17 protein-coding genes and 1 tRNA gene are annotated in these 18068 nt (G+C 74.9%); 13 read left to right on the top strand and 5 right to left on the bottom strand.

Going from position 1 to position 18068, the window contains the following annotated elements; translation table 11 throughout:
• The first annotated feature begins 43 nt into the window (after positions 1 to 43).
• Together ACI790_RS15740 and ACI790_RS15735 are read left to right on the top strand one after the other, a co-directional pair.
• Complete coding sequence (locus tag ACI790_RS15740; RefSeq protein WP_456570724.1) at positions 44 to 688, top strand: ScbR family autoregulator-binding transcription factor; 645 nt, start codon at positions 44 to 46, stop codon at positions 686 to 688.
• A 113-nt stretch (positions 689 to 801) separates the two neighbouring features.
• A complete protein-coding gene (locus tag ACI790_RS15735; protein WP_456570723.1) occupies positions 802 to 1047 on the top strand; it encodes a DUF4396 domain-containing protein in 246 nt (81 codons plus the stop codon).
• Positions 1048 to 1076: 29 nt separating this feature from the next.
• On the opposite strand, the gene ACI790_RS15730 is transcribed toward ACI790_RS15735, so the two are convergent.
• Positions 1077 to 1871, bottom strand: coding sequence for an enoyl-CoA hydratase/isomerase family protein (locus tag ACI790_RS15730; RefSeq protein WP_456570722.1), 795 nt, complete (start codon positions 1869 to 1871; stop codon positions 1077 to 1079).
• Between the two features lie 55 nt (positions 1872 to 1926).
• Positions 1927 to 3459, bottom strand: coding sequence for a dolichyl-phosphate-mannose--protein mannosyltransferase (locus ACI790_RS15725; RefSeq protein WP_456570721.1), 1533 nt, complete (start codon positions 3457 to 3459; stop codon positions 1927 to 1929).
• A gap of 53 nt (positions 3460 to 3512) precedes the next feature.
• Between ACI790_RS15725 and rsmI the strand changes: the two genes are divergently transcribed.
• Both rsmI and ACI790_RS15715 read left to right on the top strand, forming a co-directional pair.
• On the top strand, positions 3513 to 4352 hold the full coding sequence (gene rsmI / locus ACI790_RS15720; protein WP_456570720.1) for a 16S rRNA (cytidine(1402)-2'-O)-methyltransferase: 840 nt from the start codon (positions 3513 to 3515) through the stop codon (positions 4350 to 4352).
• 133 nt (positions 4353 to 4485) lie between these two features.
• Positions 4486 to 5358, top strand: coding sequence for an endonuclease domain-containing protein (locus ACI790_RS15715; protein WP_456570719.1), 873 nt, complete (start codon positions 4486 to 4488; stop codon positions 5356 to 5358).
• 90 nt (positions 5359 to 5448) lie between these two features.
• Here the strand turns inward: ACI790_RS15715 and corA are convergent, their stop codons facing one another.
• Positions 5449 to 6570 carry a magnesium/cobalt transporter CorA gene (gene corA, locus ACI790_RS15710; protein WP_456570718.1) on the bottom strand — a complete coding sequence of 374 codons (1122 nt, stop codon included), beginning with the start codon at positions 6568 to 6570 and terminating at the stop codon, positions 5449 to 5451.
• Between the two features lie 163 nt (positions 6571 to 6733).
• On the opposite strand from corA, the gene ACI790_RS15705 reads away from it, so the two are divergent.
• From ACI790_RS15705 to ACI790_RS15675, 7 genes are all read left to right on the top strand, one after another.
• The gene (locus ACI790_RS15705; protein WP_456570717.1) at positions 6734 to 7414 is read left to right on the top strand and encodes a hypothetical protein; all 681 of its coding nucleotides are present in this window, start codon (positions 6734 to 6736) and stop codon (positions 7412 to 7414) included.
• Between the two features lie 60 nt (positions 7415 to 7474).
• Positions 7475 to 9274, top strand: coding sequence for a methionine--tRNA ligase (metG, locus tag ACI790_RS15700; RefSeq protein WP_456570716.1), 1800 nt, complete (start codon positions 7475 to 7477; stop codon positions 9272 to 9274).
• Between the two features lie 73 nt (positions 9275 to 9347).
• On the top strand, positions 9348 to 10250 hold the full coding sequence (locus ACI790_RS15695) for a TatD family hydrolase (protein WP_456570715.1): 903 nt from the start codon (positions 9348 to 9350) through the stop codon (positions 10248 to 10250).
• Between the two features lie 138 nt (positions 10251 to 10388).
• The gene (locus tag ACI790_RS15690; protein WP_456570714.1) at positions 10389 to 11228 is read left to right on the top strand and encodes a hypothetical protein; all 840 of its coding nucleotides are present in this window, start codon (positions 10389 to 10391) and stop codon (positions 11226 to 11228) included.
• 344 nt (positions 11229 to 11572) lie between these two features.
• Positions 11573 to 12664, top strand: coding sequence for a ubiquitin-like domain-containing protein (locus ACI790_RS15685; protein ID WP_456570713.1), 1092 nt, complete (start codon positions 11573 to 11575; stop codon positions 12662 to 12664).
• Complete coding sequence (gene rsmA, locus ACI790_RS15680; protein WP_456570712.1) at positions 12621 to 13535, top strand: 16S rRNA (adenine(1518)-N(6)/adenine(1519)-N(6))-dimethyltransferase RsmA; 915 nt, start codon at positions 12621 to 12623, stop codon at positions 13533 to 13535. Before ACI790_RS15685 ends, rsmA begins: the two co-directional genes overlap by 44 nt.
• Positions 13532 to 14485: a 4-(cytidine 5'-diphospho)-2-C-methyl-D-erythritol kinase gene (locus ACI790_RS15675; RefSeq protein ID WP_456570711.1), complete on the top strand. Its 954-nt coding sequence runs from the start codon at positions 13532 to 13534 to the stop codon at positions 14483 to 14485. Before rsmA ends, ACI790_RS15675 begins: the two co-directional genes overlap by 4 nt.
• On the opposite strand, the gene ACI790_RS15670 is transcribed toward ACI790_RS15675, so the two are convergent.
• Together ACI790_RS15670 and ACI790_RS15665 are read right to left on the bottom strand one after the other, a co-directional pair.
• Positions 14482 to 15153, bottom strand: a complete 672-nt coding sequence (locus ACI790_RS15670) for a TetR/AcrR family transcriptional regulator (RefSeq protein WP_456570710.1) — start codon at positions 15151 to 15153, stop codon at positions 14482 to 14484. The two genes, ACI790_RS15675 and ACI790_RS15670, sit on opposite strands and share 4 nt — an antisense overlap.
• Before the next feature lie 88 nt (positions 15154 to 15241).
• A complete protein-coding gene (locus ACI790_RS15665; protein ID WP_456570709.1) occupies positions 15242 to 16234 on the bottom strand; it encodes an acyl-CoA desaturase in 993 nt (330 codons plus the stop codon).
• Between the two features lie 206 nt (positions 16235 to 16440).
• On the opposite strand from ACI790_RS15665, the gene ACI790_RS15660 reads away from it, so the two are divergent.
• Positions 16441 to 16516, top strand: a tRNA-Gln gene (locus tag ACI790_RS15660).
• A gap of 30 nt (positions 16517 to 16546) precedes the next feature.
• Positions 16547 to 18055 (top strand): bifunctional UDP-N-acetylglucosamine diphosphorylase/glucosamine-1-phosphate N-acetyltransferase GlmU, encoded by a 1509-nt coding sequence (gene glmU / locus ACI790_RS15655; RefSeq protein ID WP_456570708.1) that lies wholly within the window; start codon positions 16547 to 16549, stop codon positions 18053 to 18055.
• Positions 18056 to 18068 lie beyond the last annotated feature (13 nt).

Below are 18068 nucleotides of genomic sequence, written 5' to 3'. Positions count from 1 at the left end.
TGCCCGGCGACACGGGGCAGGGCGTTGCGCGAGAGGCGGTTCCATGACTGAGACACCGGTCGGCGCCTCGACTCCTGCGCGGCGGGCGCGCGGGCGGGCGAGCGACAGCGCCGCCACCCGCCAGCTGATCATCGACGTCGCCGCCCGGGAGTTCGGCGAGCGCGGGTACGCCGCCACGTCCCTGAGCGACATCGTCGCCGGCACCGGGATGACCAAGGGCGCGCTCTACTGGCACTTCGAGTCCAAGGAGAGCGTGGCGATCGCGGTCGTCCACCAGATGTTCGAGACCTGGCCGGTGATGCTGCGCAGGGTGATGGACGCCCACGACGACGCGCTCTCGGCCCTGGTCGCCGTCACCTACGTGGCGGGGGAGCAGTTCGCGCGGGAGCCGGTCGTCCGCGCCTCCAAGCGGCTGATGTCCGAGCTCCCGCCCGAGGCCCTGGCCAAGCTGCCGCAGCCCTACGTCGGCTGGCAGCACGCGCTCACCCAGCTGATCACCGCGGGGCAGCAGCGGGGGCAGATCAACGCCACGGCCGACCCGGTGGGCACCGCCCAGGTCATCGTGGCCAGCTTCTTCGGCATGCAGCAGGTCTCGCAGGAGCTGAGCGCGCGGCGTGACCTCACCGGCCGGCTGGACTCCTTCTGGGCGCTGGTCCGCCCGCAGCTGCAGCCCGCCCCCCGCGACTGACCCACTCCTCGGCGCGGACGTCCCGGAGCGACCCGGGCCGGTCGCCCCTGCGCGCGCGAGGGCTCGCCGTCGCCGGGGATCAGCCGCGCCCGGGACGCTTTCTGCGCTCGGGGTTGGCGCTGCGCGCCGCGGTGGGGGTGGCCCTGACGGCCGACACCGTCTCCATCCTGGTGATGGAGGTGGTGGACAACGGCATCATGCTGCTCATCCCGGGGGCGATGGACGCCGGCCTCGCCTCACCGCTGTTCTGGGGCTCGCTCGCCGTCGCGCTGGCGATCGCCTTCGTGGTGACGGTGCCGGTCAACCGCGCGCTCATCGGCCGCGGCAAGGGGCACGCCGTCGTCCACCGGTACCACTGAGCCCGCGACGTCCGCGACGCCCGCTGCGCTCAGCGGGCGTTGCGGAAGTCGGGCAGCCGCTTCTCCACGAAGGCGCGCACGCCCTCCCGCCCCTCCGGGTCGGCGGCGGACTCGGTGATCAGCCGGGCCTCGTCGTCCAGCTGCTCCTCGAACGAGCGACTGGCGGCCCGGCGGACCAGCGCCCGGGTGCGCACCATCGCGCGGACCGGGCCGGCGGCGACGGCGTGTGCCACGGCGGTCGTGACCTCGTGCAGCTCCGAGTCCTCCACCAGCCGGGCGACGAGCCCGGTCAGGTGGGCCTCCGCCGCGGTCAGTGATCCGTTGGTGAGCATCAGGTCCAGCGCCCGGGGTGCGCCGAGCGCCCGGGTCAACGCCCACGAGGTGCCGCCGTCGGGCGAGAAGCCCAGCGCACCGTAGGCGGGCCGGATCTTGGTCGAACGGGCGCAGATGACGATGTCGCAGGCGCCGACCAGTCCGATGCCGGCGCCGGCCACCGCGCCGTGCACCCCGGTCACCACCGGGACGGGGCAGTGCAGCACCCGCCGGACGACCTCGTGCCAGTCGTGCGCCAGCGCGCCGACGACGGCGCCCGGGTCCTCGGCGCCGGCGAACGTCTGGACGTCCCCGCCGACGCAGAAGCGCGGTCCGTTGGCCAGGATCAGCACCGCCCGCGACTGCTCGGGGCGCGCCGCGAGGGCCGCCGCCAGCTGCACGACCAGCTCGGGCGTGAGCGCGTTGCCCGTCTCCGGTCGGTCCAGCGTGATGCGCCAGACCTCCCCGTCCAGCCGGGTGAGCACGTGCGGCCGGTCCTGCGCCTCGGTCATCGTCGTCCTTCCCTGGGGTTCCCCGACACCGTAGGTGCCGGCGGCCGGCCCCGGATCAGAACCAGGACGGGAACCACATCCGCTGCAGCCACTCGCCGTGCGAGAGGGGCGCCCCGGTGAGCACCGGCCAGAAGAACACGAAGGTGGCCGCCACGACGGCGACGTACCCGCAGGCGACGGCCAGCCCGGTGCGCCGGCGCCACCGCCCGCTGCCGGGCCGGCCGACCACGTCCTGCAGCACCAGGGCGACGGCGAGCACGAAGAACGGCAGCGCCGGCGCCATGTAGAAGAGGAACATCGTCCGGTCGGGGTTCACGAACCAGGTCAGCCAGCCCGCCGCGATCCCGACGGCCACGGTGAGGGCGGCCGGATCCCGCCGCGCGACGATCCGCCAGAGCAGCCACAGCATCGCGGGCGCGAAGGCCAGCCAGAGGACCGGCGTCCCGACCATGAGGATGTAGCGCACCACCTGCTCGCCCTGGGGGTCGACGAGGCCCTGCGGGTTCCACAGCAGGATCGGCCGGCCGTTGACCAGCCAGGACCAGGGCCCGGACTCCCACGGGTGCGGGCTGGACAGCCCGCTGTGGAAGCGGAGCCACTCGGCGTGCTGGTGCCACAGCGACCGCAGCGCGTCCGGGATCCACGGGAACGCGGTCTCCGGGTTCTGCTGCGCCCACGCCTTGCCCTGCGAGGTCTCGCCCAGGAACCAGCCGGTGAAGCTCGCCAGGTAGGTGAGCACCGGGACGGCGGCCAGCGCCCAGAGCGCGCCGGGCAGCCCGCGGCGGGCCGCCGTCACGGTGGGGCGCGGCACCCCGGACGCCCGCCAGGCCGCCCGGTCCCAGAACAGCGACAGGACGGCGAAGAAGGCCAGGAACCAGACGCCGCTCCACTTGACCGCGCAGGCGCAGCCGAACAGGAAGCCGGCCGCGATCCGCCAGCCGCGCGGACCGAGCCGGAACCCGCCGGTCGCGACCGCGCCCGCCGCCCGCACCCGGGCCCGCACGAGGTCGCGGTCGACCACCAGGCAGGCGACCGCGCCGAGGACGAACGCCTGCAGGAAGACGTCGAGCAGGCCGATGCGGGAGATCGTGAACGCGAAGCCGTCGACGAGCAGGAGCACCCCGGCGAACAGGCCGACCAGGGTCGACCCGGTCAGCCGGCGGCCCAGCCGGAACAGCAGCACGACGGCGATCGAGCCCGCCACCGCGGAGGGGAAGCGCCAGCCGAAGGAGTTGTAGCCGAACACCTGCTCGCCGGCCGCGATCAGCCACTTGCCCAGCGGCGGGTGGACGATGAAGGAGTAGCCGCGGTTGTACTCGTGCCCCCAGGTGAGCAGCTCGCGCGCCTCGGGTGGGTAGTACGCCTCGTCGAAGAGCAGTTCGCGCGGGTAGCCGATGCCCCAGAGCCGGGTGGTCAGGGCCAGCGCTCCGAGGACGGCGGCGACGATCCACGCCGTCCGGCGGTCGTCCGGCGGCAGGACGACGTCCCTGCGGGGTCGGGGCGCCGACAGCCGGCGCGCCCGTGGAGCCGCCGGCCCCGGTGGCCCGTGCGGGTCCTCGTCCGCCCGCTCGGGTGCCAGCACCGCCATGCGGCCAGGGTAGGTGGCGCGCCCGGCCGTCCCGGCGTGACAGGCTCGTCGGTGTGAGCGGACGGCTGGTGCTCGGTGGGGCGCCCCTCGGGCAGCCCGGTGACGTCGGGCCGCGGCTGCGGGCGGCGATGGCCACGGCCGACGTCCTCGCGTGCGAGGACACCCGGCGGCTGCACCGGCTGGCCGCCGACCTCGAGGTCACGCTGACCGGCCGGGTGGTCACCTTCCACGAGTCGGTGGAGCGCGCCCGGCTGCCCGGGCTCCTGGCGGCCCTGGCCGAGGGCCGGACGGTCCTGCTGCTGACCGACGCCGGGATGCCCTCGGTCTCCGACCCCGGCTACACGCTGGTGCGGGGCGCGATCGACGCCGGCGTCGAGGTGACCTCGGTGCCGGGGCCCTCGGCGGTGACCACCGCGCTGGCGGTCTCGGGCCTGCCGGTGGACCGCTTCTGCTTCGAGGGCTTCCTGCCGCGGAAGGCGGGGGAGCGGCGTTCGACGTTCGCCGCGCTGGCCGGCGAGCGGCGGACGATGGTCTTCTTCGAGTCGCCGCACCGGCTGGCCGACGCGCTCGCGGACGCCGCGTCCGTGCTGGGCGACGACCGGCCGGCCGCGGTGTGCCGCGAACTCACCAAGACCTACGAGGAGATCCGGCGCGGCGGGCTGGCGGAGCTGGCCGCGTGGGCGGCCGACGGCGTGAAGGGCGAGATCACGATCGTCGTCGCCGGGGCGCCGGAGCGGGTCGTGGAGCTGACCCCCGCCGAGGTCGCGGCCGAGGTCGCGGCGGAGGAGGCGGCCGGGGCCACCCGCAAGGACGCGATCCGCGCGGTGATGGAGCGCACCGGCCTCCCGCGCCGCACCGTCTACGACGCCGTCGTCGCCGCCAAGTCCTCCTGACCTGCCACGGCGGCGGCGCCCCGCTCGTGCACGCGCGGCGCTCGGATGGGGCTCGAGCCAGCATCCTGTGCACGAACAGCGCCCTGTGGACGACGGAGCGGGCGTGCCGCCCCCCGCCGGGCAGCCTGTCGCGGTGCCCACCCCGTCGCGCGTCCCGGACCGTCTCCGCGGCACGTTCTTCCGCGGTAGCTCCGTGGTCCGGGCAGGGCTGCTCACCCGGCCGCAGCTGCGGGGTCCGGCGTGGCGGCGTCTGTTCCGGGACGTCTACGTCGATGCCGGCGTGCCGGAGACGTACCAGCTCCGCGCCCGGGCCGCTGCCGCGGTCCTCCTGCCGGGTGCCGTCGTGACCGGCGCGAGCGCGGCGGTGCTCTGGGGCGTCGACCTGGCCGACGTCCGGGACGACGTCGAACTGACCCTGCCGGCGGGAGCGCATCCGCGACGGCACCCGGGCCTGGTCGTCCGCCGCACGTCCCTGGACGAGTCGGACGTCTGCCTGCGCGCCGGCGTGCGCGTGACCACGCCGCTGGCGACGGCGCTGCGGCTGGCGGGCGTGCTGCCGCGGGACGAGGCCGTCGTGGCGATCGACCGGATGGTCGCGGCGACGGATCTGCACCTCGGCGAACTGAGGGCGCGCGCCGCCTCGCCCGGTGCCGCGCCGACGCGGGTCAGGACGGCGTGCGCGCTGGCGGACGGCCTCGCGGAGTCACCCCAGGAGACGCGGCTGCGACTGCTCCTGCACCGTGCCCGGCTGCCCGCTCCGGTGGCGCAGCACGTCGTCCGGCACGACGGCGGGTTCGTGGCCCGCGTCGACTTCGCCTGGCCGGAGCTGAAGGTCGCCGTCGAGTACGACGGTGCCTGGCACGGCGGGAAGGGCCAGTTCGCTCGCGACCGGCGTCGGCTCAACCGGCTGCAGGAGGCGGGGTGGCGCGTCGTCTTCGTGACCGCCGCCGACCTGCACGACCCGGCGAGACTGCTGGCCACGATCCGGGCCGCGCTGGCGCGGTGAGCCCGCCGTTCGTGCACGAAGGGTCGTGACGAACCCCCGGAGACAGCCGTTCGTGCACGGACGGCCGGGGCGGGACCGGGAGGGAGGGCGTCAGAGCCAGCCGTTGCGCTTGAAGCCTCGGTAGAGCAGCACGATGGCGGTGAGGATGACCAGCAGCACCGCGGGATAGCCCCACGGCTCGTCGAGCTCCGGCATGTACTCGAAATTCATGCCGTAGATCCCGGCGATGGCGGTGGGGACGGCGATGATGCCGGCGTAGGCCGAGATCTTCCGCATGTCTTCGTTGTCCGCCATCTGCGTCCGGGCCAGCGACGCCTGCAGGATCGAGGTGAGCAGCTCGTCCTGGCCGGTCACCTGGTCGCGCACCCGGATGGCGTGGTCGAAGACGTCCCGGAAGTAGGAGCGCATCGCCTCGGGGACGACGTCGACCGGCCGCTCGGCCAGCTTCTGCAGCGGCACCTCCAGCGGGGAGACCGCCCGCCGCAGCGACATCAGCTCCCGCTTCAGCTGGTACAGCCGGCCGACGTCGTCGGTGCGCTGGGGGCTGAACACGGAGGCCTCGAGCTCCTCGACGTCCTCCTCCACCGCGGCCGCGACGTCGACGAAGGAGTCGACGACCAGGTCGGCGACGGCGTATAGCACCGCGGCCGGCCCCAGGCACAGCAGCTCCCGCTGCTCCTCCAGCCGCTGCCGCAGCTCCGCCAGGCCGCTGTGCTCGCCGTGCCGGACGGTGATCACGTAGTTCGGCCCGAGGAAGACCATCACCTCGCCGGTGTCCACGACCTCGCTGGTCGCGGTCAGCTCCTCGTGCTCGATGTAGGTGGCGGTCTTGAGCACCATGAACAGGGCGTCGTCGTAGCGCTCGAGCTTCGGCCGCTGGTGGGCGTAGACGGCGTCCTCGACCGCGAGCGGGTGCAGCTCGTACTCCTCGGCGATCGTCCCGAGCTCGTCCTCGTCCGGGGCGTACAGGCCCAGCCACACGAAGCCACCGCGCTCCTGGGCCACCCGCAGCGCGTCCGCCTGGGGCACCGCTTCCTGGCGCCGGCCGTCCACGTAGACGGCGCAGTCGATGACGGCGGCGGTCTCGGGGCGGCGGGTGGGCACCCGGTGCTGCCGGCCGGCCGGCCGGGGGCGCAGCGTCGGGGGCGATCCCGGCGGCACCTCGGAGGGCAGCTCGAGCGGGGCGGCCGGTGGGTCGTTCGTCGTGCTCACGCGGGGTCCCCTCCTCCCGGTTCGTCGTCGCCGGCGGTGTGCAGCGTAGGCGTGCGGGCCGCACCGACCCGAAGGAGTGAACCCGCCCGGCGGGGCGTCCAGCGGCCCGCCCCCCGCGCCGACCTCACCGGGGACAGCCTCCACCGGTCAGGGAGAGAACTTCGTGGCGAGCACCGTCCTCGACGTCCGCGACACCATCGGGTCGCCGTTCGCCCGTCCGGCGCGGCCCGCGCCGCGCGCGACGGCAACCGGGGCCCCGGGCGTCGCGCCGCGCCGGGTGTCGGTTCCCGCGCTCGCGGCCGGGGTGCTCGCCGTGCTCGAGGCCGTCGGCCTGCTCGCTGCGGGCCTGACCCGGGCCGACGCCGTCCTGGCCGCACCGGTGCGGCCGGCCGGCTGGCTGATCGCCTCGGGGCTGTTCCTGCTGGCCGGCTGGATCGTCCTGGCCGCCGGAGCGGGCGCCGCGCTGATCGACGGCTCCAGCCGCACGCTGCTGGTGGTCACCTCCGGGGTCGAGCTCGTCGCGGCCTCGTTCCTGGGGGTGCTCGCGATGCTGATGCCGCTGCCGGAGGCCCTCACCGGGGGCGTCCCGCTGCCGCTGCTGGTCGCAGCCGCGCTCGCGCTGCCGATCGGCAAGCTGCTCCTCGTCGACACGCCGTCGGCCCGGGAGTGGGTGCTGCAGGGACCGCGGGTGCGGTTCCGCCGGCCCGACCCGGTGACCGTGCACCGGTCGCTGTGCACGCTCACCCTCGGCCTGATCGCCTTGGCGCTGGGCGGGCTCGCCGTCCTCGGCCCGGTCGGCGCCGACCCGTCCGGCCCGGCCACGAGCGTCGTCTCGCAGCACTGAGACCCGTCTCGCCCGCCCGCCCGGGCGACCGGCTGGACCGCGCCGCCTAGTCTCGTCCGCGTGAGTGATCGGCACATCCTGACCGCCGTCGCATGGCCCTACGCCAACGGCCCGCGGCACATCGGACACGTCTCCGGCTTCGGCGTCCCCTCGGACGTCTTCAGCCGCTACCACCGGATGGCCGGTGACCGGGTGCTGATGGTGAGCGGCACCGACGAGCACGGGACGCCGATCACGGTCGCCGCCGACGCCGAGGGGATCACGCCCCGGGAGATCGCCGACCGGAACAACCGGATCATCGTGGGCGACCTGCAGTCCCTCGGGCTCAGCTACGACCTGTTCACCCGGACGACGACGGCCAACCATGCCGCCGTCAGCCAGGAGATCTTCCTCGGGCTGCTCAAGAACGGCTACGTCTTCCCCCGGACGACGCTCGGCGCGATCAGCCCCTCGACCGGCCGCACGCTGCCCGACCGCTACATCGAGGGCACCTGCCCGATCTGCCAGTACGACGGCGCGCGCGGCGACCAGTGCGACAACTGCGGCAACCAGCTTGACCCGATCGAGCTGATCAACCCGGTCAGCAAGATCAACGGGGAGACCCCGAAGTTCGTCGAGGAGGAGCACTACTTCCTCGACCTGCCGGCGTTCACCCGGGCGCTGGGGGACTGGCTGGGCACCCGGAAGAGCTGGCGCCCCAACGTCCTGAACTTCAGCGTCAACCTGCTCGAGGACCTCAAGCCCCGCAGCTACACCCGCGACATCGACTGGGGCGTGCCGGTGCCGCTGGACGGCTGGCGGGACCGGCCCGACAAGCGGATCTACGTCTGGTTCGACGCCGTCGTCGGCTACCTGTCGGCGTCGATCGAGTGGGCCCGCCGCTCCGGCGAGCCGGACGCCTGGCGGCAGTGGTGGCAGACGCCGGAGTCCGACGCCTACTACTTCATGGGCAAGGACAACATCGTCTTCCACTCCGAGATCTGGCCCGCCCAGCTGCTCGGCTACAACGGCGAGGGCGACAAGGGCGGCAGCGCGGGATCGCTGGGCCGGCTGAACCTGCCCACCGAGGTGGTCTCCAGCGAGTTTCTGACCATGGAGGGCCGGAAGTTCTCCTCCTCGCGCAACGTCGTCATCTACGTGCGGGACTTCCTGGCCCGGTACGACGCCGACGCGCTGCGCTACTTCATCGCCGTCGCCGGCCCGGAGAACCAGGACACCGACTTCACCTGGGCCGAGTTCCGCCGGCGCAACAACGACGAGTTGGTCGCCGGCTGGGGGAACCTGGTCAACCGCAGCGTCTCGATGGCGGCGAAGAACGTGGGCGCCGTCCCGACCCCGGGCGAGCTGACCGACGACGACCGGGCCCTGCTCGCCACGACGGCCGGCGCGTTCGGCCCGGTCGGCGACCTGCTCTCGCGGAACCGGCAGAAGGCCGCGATCGGCGAGGCCATGCGGGTGGTGTCGGAGGCGAACAAGTACCTGTCGGACCAGGCGCCGTGGAAGCTCAAGGAGGACCCGGCCCGCCGGGACACCGTGCTGCACACCGCCTTGCAGGCGATCAAGGACTGCAACGCCCTGCTGACGCCGTTCCTCCCGCACTCCTCCCAGCAGGTGCACGAGCTGCTCGGGGGCACCGGCACCTGGTCGGTCGCGCCGCGGATCGAGGAGGTCACCGACCTCGACGACGGTTCCCCGTACCCGGTCATCACCGGCGACTACGAGCAGGGCCAGGCGGTCTGGGCCTCCACGCCGCTGGCGCCGCCCGGCACGCCGCTGGCCCCGCCGAAGCCGATCTTCACCAAGCTCGACGAGTCGGTCGTCGCCGACGAGCTCCGGCGCCTGGAGGAGGGCGGGGAGTGAGCGAGCTCGCGAGCGAACCGATGAGCACACTGCTCCGGCGAGAGACCGCCCCGAGCGCCTGCGAGGGGTTGGATTGAGTCGGTCGGCGTCCGCCCGCGCGAACCGGCGGGGCGAGCCGCCGCCGTCCCCGGAGCCGCTCCCGGCGCCGACGCTGGACAGCCACACCCACCTGGACATCGTCCTGGGGGAGCGGCCGGCCGGGGACGAGCACGGCGAGTGGGCGGCCGACGCCGACGTCGACGCGGAGATCGCCGCGGCGGAGGCGGTCGGGGTCCCGCGGCTGGTGCAGGTCGGTGTCGACGTCGCCTCGTCGCGCTGGTCCGCGGCGCTGGCGGCCCGGCACCCGAACGTGCTCGCCGCCGTCGCGCTGCACCCCAACGAGGCCGGCGACGGCCGGGCGACCGACGAGGCGCTGGCCGAGATCGACCGGCTGGCGGCCCTGCCGCGGGTGCGCGCGGTGGGGGAGACCGGCCTGGACCGGTACCGCACCGGCCCGGAGGGCTGGGCCGCCCAGGAGGCGTCGTTCCGCGCGCACATCCGGATCGCCAAGGAGCACGGCGTCGCGCTGGTGATCCACGACCGGGACGCGCACGAGGAGATCCTCCGGGTCGTCGACGACGAGGGCGCTCCCGAGCACGTCGTCATGCACTGCTTCTCCGGCGACGCCGCCTTCGCCGAGGCCTGCGTCCAGCGCGGTTACGTGCTCTCGTTCGCCGGGACGCTGACGTTCGGCAACGCCGCCTACCTCCGAGAGGCCGCGGCGCGCACGCCGGTGGACCAGCTGCTGGTGGAGACCGACTCGCCGTTCCTCACCCCGGTGCCCTTCCGCGGCCGCCCGAACGCCTCGCGCCTGGTGCCGCACACCGTCCGGGCCCTCGCCGAGGTCACCGGCACCGACCTGGCCGAGCTGTGCCACACCCTCACCGGCACCGCCGAGCGGGTCTTCGGCAGCTGGGCGGACGACGCTCACCGGTAGTCGACGAGGGCCGGCTCCGCGAAGCGCATCCTGCGGAGCGGGGGACCGGAGGCTCCTCCGACACGGGGTATGTGGCGCTCAACAGAAATAGCGGACGGCACGTGGCCGCGGTGTCGTCCGGAGGACGACAATGTTGTCGTGGGTCGTCTCATCGCGGTCGTGGTCTTCGTCGCTCTGCTGGTGCCGGGCGTGCTGCTGGCCCGCGCCTGGAAGCTGGCGGCGGACCGCCGGGCGGTCGCCGGCGGAGGGGTGGAGCTGGCCGAGCCGACCCCCGAGGGGGCGGCGACGCTGCGGCGCCAGGCGGTGCACGGTCGCCGGTGGCGCTGGCTGGGTCTGCTCCTGGGCCTGGCCGGGATCGTGGCCAGCGTGGTGGTGCTCGCGGAGGCCTCGGTGTTCCTCTGGATCCCCGTGCTCGCGGTGGGCCTGCTGGCCGGTGTCCTGCTGGCCGAGGTGACGCGTCCCCGGCCGCGCTGGGCCCTGAGCGCACCGCCGCGTCGCCCGCGGCAGGGTGAGCAGATCTCCGCCTGGCTGGTCTGGACGATGCGTGCGGTGGTCGCCGCGGAGCTGGGCACGGCCGCGTGGCTGTGGTCCACCGGTGACCTGGACGGCGCTGCGGCGTGGGCGGTCGTCGTCGTCCCGCTGGCGGCCTGGCTGCTGGCGGAGGCGGCGCTGCTCCGGGCGCTGGTCCGGCCGATGCCCGCCGCGGGCGCCGACGTGCCGATCGACGAGGCACTGCGGACGTGGACGGCGCACCTGGTGACCGCCGCCGCGAGCGTCACCGCGCTGCTCCCGTTCGGCACCCTGCTGCTGCGCGCCGGCCTGGACCTGGGCGAGCGGGTCAGCGAGGGCTTCGACGTGCTGCCCGTGGCCCTCGTCGCGGGCGGCTTCTCCGCACTGGCGGCGGGGCTGGCGGTGACCGGCTTCCTGCTCAGCTGGCTGCGGCCGGTGCGCTCCACCGCGCCGGCGCTGGCCGGCTGAACCGCGCGTCGGTGCCCCGGGCGCCGACCACGCCGTGTGCTTGGTCACGGTCGCGAGCCAGTGCCCGTGGTCGCGCAGCCCCCTGACCCCAGCGTTCCCTGACTCGACGTGTCGGCGAGTCGACACTGCGCAGCCGGCCGGCCCTGCTTCACTCCTGGTGCACCGTTGCCACGCTCAGAGTGTTCGTTATCGTGTCGTGATCGACAGCCGGGGTGGAGCGCGACCCGGGTGGCGTCCATGGTCCGGGTCCCCGGGCGGCCGCCGCTCGGATCCGCACCGCGGACGGGCCGCCCCGGGTGGTCCGGCCGTTCTCCTGCCCGGATTCTGTGACCCCTGGAAGTGTCGTGCGCCGCTCCCTGCAGTTCAGCCTCTTCGCTCTCGTCCTCCTCGGACTGGTGGGCGGGACGCTGGCCTTCTTCCTCGCCCAGAAGTCCGTCGCGCTCACCGTCGACGGGCAGACCCGTGACGTCGGCACCTACGCCGGCACGGTGGGCGACCTGCTGGAGGAGGAGGGCCTGGCCCTCGCCGCTCAGGACGTCGTCCTGCCGGCGGCCGACCAGGCGGTGACCGACGGCGACACCGTCGTCCTCAACCGGGCCCGGCCGCTCGAGCTGACCATCGACGGTGTCTCCCGCGAGGTGCACGTGACCGCGCTGTCGGTCGAGGAGGCGCTCGACCAGCTCGGCCTCCGAGCCGAGGGCCTGGTGATGTCCGCGAGCCGCAGCGACCGCCTGCCGCTCGAGGGCATGCAGCTGACGATCACCACGCCCAAGGACGTCGTGCTGGTGGTCGACGGCGCCGAGCGCGTGGTCACCACGACCGCCGCGACGGCCGGCGACCTGCTCACCGAGCAGGGCATCGGGCTCAGCGAGACCGACCGCACGAGCCTCAAGCTGTCGCAGGCGCTGCTCGACCGCATGCGGCTGCAGGTGTACCGGGTCGAGGTCTCCGAGATCACCGAGGTCACCCCGGTCGCGCACGGACGGGTGGAGACCAAGGACGCCGACGCGTTCCAGGGCGACGAGACGGTGACCCAGCAGGGCGTCGACGGCGAGCAGACGACCACCTACCGCGTGACCGTCGTCGACGGCCAGGAGACCGGCCGGGAGCAGCTGTCCAGCACCGTCACCCGGGCGCCGGTCGACGAGCTGGTGTCGGTCGGCACCAAGGCGCGCCCGACGAACAGCCCCACCGCCGACGGCCTCAACTGGGGTGCCCTGGCGGCGTGCGAGTCCGGCGGCCGGGTGAACGCGGTCAGCGGGACCGGCAAGTACCACGGCCTGTACCAGTTCTCCACGGCCACCTGGCAGTCCGTGGGCGGGTCGGGGCTGCCGTCGGCCGCGTCGGCCGACGAGCAGACCTACCGCGCCCAGCTGCTCTACCAGCGCTCCGGTGCCGGCCAGTGGCCGCACTGCGGGCCCCGCCTGTTCAACTGATCCCCTGAGCACCGAACCCGAGCAGGGCGACGGGCTGCTGGGCCCGGCCGCGATCCGCGAGCTGGCCCAGCAGCTCGACCTGCGTCCCACGAAGTCGCTGGGGCAGAACTTCCTGCACGACGCGAACACGATCCGGCGGATCGTGCGCACCGCGGGCGTGCGGCCCGACGACGTCGTCCTCGAGGTGGGTCCGGGCCTCGGCTCGCTGACCCTGGGTCTGCTCCCCGCGGCGGCGCACGTGACGGCGGTGGAGATCGACCCCCGGCTGGCCACGCTGCTGCCGCGGACCGTCGCCGCCCGCCGTCCCGATCTCGCCGACCGGCTCGTCGTCGTCGAGGCCGACGCCCTGCGCGTCACCGAGCTGCCCGGGCCGCCGCCGACCGCGCTCGTGGCGAACCTGCCCTACAACGTCGCCGTCCCGGTGCTGCTCACCCTGCTGGAGCTGCTGCCCACCCTGGACCGGGCGATGATCCTGGTGCAGGCCGAGGTGGCCGAGCGGCTCGCCGCGGCTCCCGGTACGCCGGCCTACGGCGTCCCCTCGGTCAAGGCCGCCTGGTACGGCGAGGTGCGCCGCGCCGGCAACGTGGGGCGGCGGGTCTTCTGGCCGGAGCCCAACGTCGACTCCGGCCTCGTCGGTCTGGTCCGGCGTCCGCCGCCGCCGGGGGACCGGCAGGCGACCTTCGCCGTGGTGGACGCCGCCTTCGGCATGCGCCGCAAGGGGCTGCGGGCGGCGCTCGCGCGCTGGGCGGGCAGCCCGGCCGCGGCCGAGGTGCGGCTGCGGGCGGCCGGCATCGATCCCTCGGCCCGGGGCGAGCAGCTGTCGGTCACCGACTTCGCGCGCCTGGCCGCCACCGAACCGGTGCAGCCGTGAGCGGCGGCGGGTCCGGGGCCGCCCGGGACGCCGTGGTCGTCCGGGCACCGGCGAAGCTGAACGTGCACCTCGGCGTGGGCCCTTTGCGCGAGGACGGGTTCCACGGCCTGGTCACCGTGTACTTCGCCGTCTCGCTGTACGACACGGTCACGGCCCGGCCGGGGGAGGGCCTCTCCCTGCGGCTGACCGGCGAGGGCACCGGCGCGGCGAGCGGCCCCGGTCAGGTGCCCGGCGACCGCACCAACCTGGTCTGGCGGGCCGCCGAGCTGCTGGCCGACTCCGCCGGCGTCCGGCCCGACGCCGACCTGCACGTCGCGAAGAGCATCCCGGTCGCCGCCGGCCTGGCCGGCGGCAGCGCGGACGCGGCCGCGACCCTGGTCGCCCTGGACGCGCTGTGGGGCACCCGCGCCGCCCGCGAGGACCTGCTCCGGCTGGCCGCCCAGCTGGGCAGCGACGTGCCGTTCGGCCTGGTCGGCGGGGTCGCCCTGGGCACCGGCCGCGGCGAGCAGGTGGCGCCGGTGCTGGCCGGTGGCCGGTGGCACTGGGTGCTCGGCATCGCCGGGGAAGGGCTGTCGACGCCGGCGGTCTACGGCCAGCTGGACCGGCTGCGCGCCGAGGGCCGGGTGCCCGACGTGACCGAGCCGACGCCGGCCGCCCCCGCCCTCGCCGCGCTGCGCTCGGGCACGGTCGCCGAGCTCGCCGCGGCGCTGTCCAACGACCTGCAGCCCGCCGCGCTGCACCTGCGGCCGGACCTGCGCCGGGCCCTGCGCGCCGCGGAGGACGCCGGCGCGCCGGCCGCGCTGGTGAGCGGGTCCGGGCCGACCGTGGCGGCGCTGGCGGCCGACGAGCAGGGCGCCGTCCGGCTGGCCGCCGAGCTCGCCGGTGCGGGCGTCTTCCGCACGGTGCGTGCCGTCAGCGGGCCGGTGCCGGGGGCCCGCCCGGCCCTTTAGGCGGGGTGCCGGCCGGGCACCGGGGTCACGGGGTGCGGTTCGAGGTGGGCCAGGCCGTTGTAGGCCAGGTTCACCAGCTGGGCGGCCACCTCGGGCTTGCCGGGGGAGCGGGTGCCCAGCCACCACTGGCCGGCCAGCGTCACCATGCCCACCAGCGCCTGGCTGTAGAGGGGAGCCAGATCCGGCCGGTAGCCGCGGGCGGCGAACTCGCGGGCCAGGACGTGCTCCACCTGGCCGGCGAGGTCGCCGATCAACGACCCGAACGGCCCCGGCCCGCTGGTCACCGGGGCGTCGCGGGTGAGCACCCGGAACCCGTCGGGGATCTCCTCGACGTAGTCGAGGACGACCAGCGCGGCGCGCTCCAGCAGCTCCCGGGGGTTGCCGGGCGCGGACAGCGCCGTGCCGAACCGGTCGAGCAGGTGGTGCATCTCCCGGTCGACGACGACGGCGTGCAGCCCCTCCTTGCCGCCGAAGTGCTCGTAGACGACCGGCTTGCTCACCTCGGCGTGCGCGGCGATCTCCTCGACCGAGGTGGCCTCGAACCCCTTGCGGGCGAACAGCTCGCGCCCCACGTCGAGCAGCTGGCTGCGCCGCTCGGGACCGGTCATGCGCACCCGTCGCCTGCGCGGGCGGGAGCCGGCCGGCGGCGCCGTGCCTGGGGCGCTCACCGGGCCACCGTGCCCGGAGGACGGCTCCGCCCGGGCACCCGGCGGACTGCGGGTGGCCCGGGCGGAGGAGGCGCCGGGGAGGTGGCCGTCAGCTGCCGGCCGCAGCGGGGACGCGGCGCTTGGCGGCGAGCCGCACCGGGTCCGGCCACTTCACGTTCCAGGCCCAGCCGAGCTTCTCGAAGATCCAGATGGTGCGGGCGCTGATGTCGATCTGACCGCGCAGCACACCGTGCCGGGCGCAGGTGGGGTCGGCGTGGTGGAGGTTGTGCCACGACTCGCCCGCGCTCAGGATCGCCAGCGGCCAGAAGTTCGTCGCCCGGTCGCGGCCGGGGGAGACGAAGGGCCGGTCACCGACGACGTGGCAGACCGAGTTGATCGACCAGGTGACGTGGTGCAGCAGGCCGATGCGCACCAGCCCCGCCCAGAAGAACGCCGTCCAGGCGCCGGCCCAGCTCATCGTCACCAGGCCGCCGATGACGGCCGGCAGGAAGACGCTGATCGCCGCCCACACCACGAACAGCCGGTCGGTGGTGACCAGCGCGGAGTCCTTCATCAGGTCGGGTGCGTAGCGCTCCTGGCTGGTCTTGCGCCGCTCGAACAGCCAGCCCAGGTGGGCGTGGAACATGCCCTTGGCCAGCGCGCGGGCGTCGGTGCCGTAGCGCCACGGCGAGTGCGGGTCACCGTCGCGGTCGGAGAACGCGTGGTGCCGCCGGTGGTCGGCCACCCACTGCACGACCGGGCCCTGCACGGCCATGGAGCCGGCGACGGCCAGCAGCAGCCGCAGGGGGCGCTTGGCCTTGAAGGAGCCGTGCGTGAAGTAGCGGTGGTAGCCCACGGTCACGCCGAGCAGCGTGAAGAAGTAGAAGCCGACGGCGAGGCCGACGTCGAGCCAGGAGAGCCCCCAGCCCCAGACGGCGGGGACGACCGCCGCGATGGCGAGGAACGGCACGATCACGAAGACGTAGAGCGTCACGATCTCGAGGACGCTCTTGCGCCGGCCGATCGCGTTGGCCGGCAACCCGGCGTGCGGTTCTGCGGGGCGCGGCGGCGCCATGGGCCGGGTACGGGCAGGAGCGGACAAGGGGCCTCCGGGGCGACCGAGGTGGGAAACGGCCGGCGCGGCTCTGGCCCGGCTCCGTGGCCGTAACCTACGCCACCGTAGGGAAGCCGGCGACCCGAGCGCGGGACGGCGCCCTCCCGGGGCAGGTGCCCGCCACCCCCGCGGGGCCCTAGGCTCGCTCCGGGCGCCGGGCACCGGCGCTCCCTGGGCCGGCACCGGCGCGGGGATGGGGGATGGGGTAATCGGCAGCCCGCCGGCCTTTGGAGCCGGGAAGTCTCGGTTCGAGTCCGAGTCCCCCAGCCAGCCGTCCGTCGTCGCCGACCTAGGAGATCCGTGACCCACGTGCCGCCCGCCGCCTCCGCACCCACCCCACCCGTGGCCGCCGTCGTGGTCCTGGCCGCCGGGCAGGGGACGCGCATGCGATCGTCCCGCCCCAAGGTGCTGCACGCCCTCGGCGGCCGCAGCATGCTCGGCCACGTCCTCGCCGCCACCGAGCCGCTGTCGGCCGGGGCCACCGTCGTGGTCGTCGGCGCCGGGCGGGAGGCGGTGCGCGAGCACCTCGCGCAGGTCGCCCCCGCGGCCCTGGCGGTCGTGCAGGAGGAGCAGCGCGGCTCAGGCCACGCCGCCGCGGTCGCCCTGGCGGCGGTCCCGGACCTCGAGGGGCCGGTGCTGCTGGTCAACGGCGACGCGCCGCTGCTGCGCGCCGGGACGGTGCGCCGGCTGGTCGACGAGCACCAGCGGGCGGGCAACGCGCTCACCGTGCTGACCGCGGAGGTGGCCGAGCCCACCGGGCTCGGGCGCATCGTGCGGGACGCCGACGGGCGGGTGCGCGCGATCGTCGAGGAGCGGGACGCGACCCCGGAGCAGCGGGCCGTCCGCGAGATCAACGCCGGCGTCTACATCGGTGAGGCCGCCGCGGTGCGCGCCGCGCTGGGCCGCATCGGGCAGGACAACGACCAGGGCGAGCAGTACTTCACCGACGTTCTGGGCCTGCTCGTCGCCGACGGCGCGCCGGTCGGCGGCGTCGTCGCCGAGGACCCCGACGACGTCCTCGGCTGCAACGACCGCCGGGAGCTCGCCGCCCGCCGGCGGACGCTCAACGACCGCGTGCTCGACGGGCTGATGCGCAGCGGGGTCACCGTCGTGGACCCGGCGACCACGTGGGTCGACGTCACCGTCTCGGTCGGCCCCGACGCCGTCCTCAAGCCGGGCACCCAGCTCGAGGGGGCCACCTCGATCGGGGCAGGCGCGGAGGTGGGGCCGGACACGACGCTGGTGGACACCGAGGTGGGGGAGTCGGCGACCGTCGTCCGCACCCACGCCGTCGGGGCGCGGATCGGCCCGGAGGTGTCGGTCGGCCCGTTCGCCTACCTCCGGCCGGGCACGGTGCTCGGCGCGCGGGCGAAGGTGGGCACCTTCGTCGAGACGAAGAACGCGCAGGTCGGGGAGGGCTCCAAGATCCCGCACCTGTCCTACGTCGGTGACGCCACCATCGGCCGCGGCACGAACATCGGGGCCGCCACGGTGTTCGTCAACTACGACGGCGTCGCCAAGCACCACACGACGATCGGCGACCACGCCCGCACCGGGGCCGACAACATGTTCGTGGCGCCGGTCACGGTGGGCGACGGCGCCTACACCGCCGCCGGTTCGGTGATCATCTCCGACGTCCCCCCCGGGGCGATGGCCGTCGCTCGGGCCCCCCAGCGGAATGTGGCAGGCTGGGTGCGTCGCCGACGGTCCGGAACGCCCGCTGCGGACGCCGCGGCAGCGGCCGAGAACCGGACCGAGGCACCCCGGGAGGACCGGTCCGAGACCTCCCGTGCGGACTCCGACAGCTAGGGACAGCGAGCCG

It is taken from the genome of Blastococcus sp. SYSU DS0539 (genome assembly GCF_054050855.1).
This window is presented reverse-complemented; position numbering and strand designations above follow the sequence as displayed.

Coding starts and splice junctions, on each gene's coding strand:
- ACI790_RS15740 (WP_456570724.1), top strand. CDS start 44: ATGACTGAGACACCGGTCGGCGCCTCGACTCCTGCGCGGCGGGCGCGC.
- ACI790_RS15730 (WP_456570722.1), bottom strand. CDS start 1,871: ATGACCGAGGCGCAGGACCGGCCGCACGTGCTCACCCGGCTGGACGGG.
- ACI790_RS15725 (WP_456570721.1), bottom strand. CDS start 3,459: ATGGCGGTGCTGGCACCCGAGCGGGCGGACGAGGACCCGCACGGGCCA.